Source organism: Streptomyces solitudinis (genome assembly GCF_036323765.1).
In the GTDB taxonomy this organism is placed as follows: Bacteria; Actinomycetota; Actinomycetes; order Streptomycetales; family Streptomycetaceae; genus Streptomyces.
The window spans coordinates 1-966 of record NZ_JAZDCW010000029.1 but is presented as its reverse complement, the minus strand read 5'-3'; the positions used below and the strand labels follow the sequence as shown (position 1 = coordinate 966).

Sequence of the window (966 nt, the reverse complement as noted above, 5' to 3'; positions counted from 1 at the left end):
GTGTCGCTGAGGTCGCCGCTGATGGTGCTGGCCTGCTGCCACAGGCCCCAGGCGAGGCTGGTGGCGGGCTGGTTGTGGGCGGTGCGGTGGGCGGCGAGTGCGTCGAGCCAGGTGTTTCCGGCGGCGTAGTTGGCCTGTCCGGCGTTGCCGATGAGTCCGGCGATGGAGCTGTAGAGCACGAAGGCGTTGAGGTCCGCCTCGCGGGTGAGGTCGTGGAGGTTCCAGGCGGCGTCGATCTTGGGCCGCAGGACGGCGTCCAGACGCTCCGGGGTCAGGTCCGCCAGGACGGTGTCGTCGAGCACCCCGGCGGTGTGGACGACGGCGCTCAGCGGACGGTCCTCGGGTATCCGGTCGAGGACGGTGGCGAGCGCGTCGCGGTCGGCGGCGTCGCAGGCCGCCAGCGTGGCATCGGCGCCCAGCGCGCCGAGTTCGGCGGCCAGTTCGGTGGCGCCGGGGGCGTCGGGTCCGCGGCGGCTGAGGAGCAGCAGGTGCCGGGCGCCGTGGGTGGTGACGAGGTGGCGGGCCAGGACGGCGCCGAGGGTTCCGGTGGCGCCGGTGACGAGCACCGTGCCCTCGTCCCACCGCACCGGTGCCGTCTCCTCGGACTGCTGGGCCCGGACGAGCCGGGGCACGAGCAGCTTCCCCTCCCGCACGGCGATCTGCGGTTCGCCGTCCAGCGGCAGCCGGGTGTGGCTGGTGGTGGTGTCGAGGTCGGCGAGCACGATGCGGCCGGGGTTCTCGGTCTGCGCGGTGCGCAGGAGGCCCCAGACGCCGGCGTGGGTGAGGTCGGTGACGTCCTCGGCGCCGACGGCGACGGCGCCGCGGGTGGTGACCACCAGGGTCGTGTCGGTGAACCGCTCGTCGGCCAGGAACTCCTGGACCGTGCCCAGGACCCGGGCGGTCGCCTCCCGCGCGGCCTGCGGCCCGGCCCCGGCGGTGTCCGGCTCCAGCGCCAGCAGCACCGCC

1 protein-coding gene is annotated in these 966 nt (G+C 75.2%); it reads right to left on the bottom strand.

The features are described from left to right. Positions 1-966 (bottom strand): beta-ketoacyl reductase (locus V1J52_RS25985; RefSeq protein WP_330142420.1); only part of this gene is annotated, 966 nt, incomplete at both ends.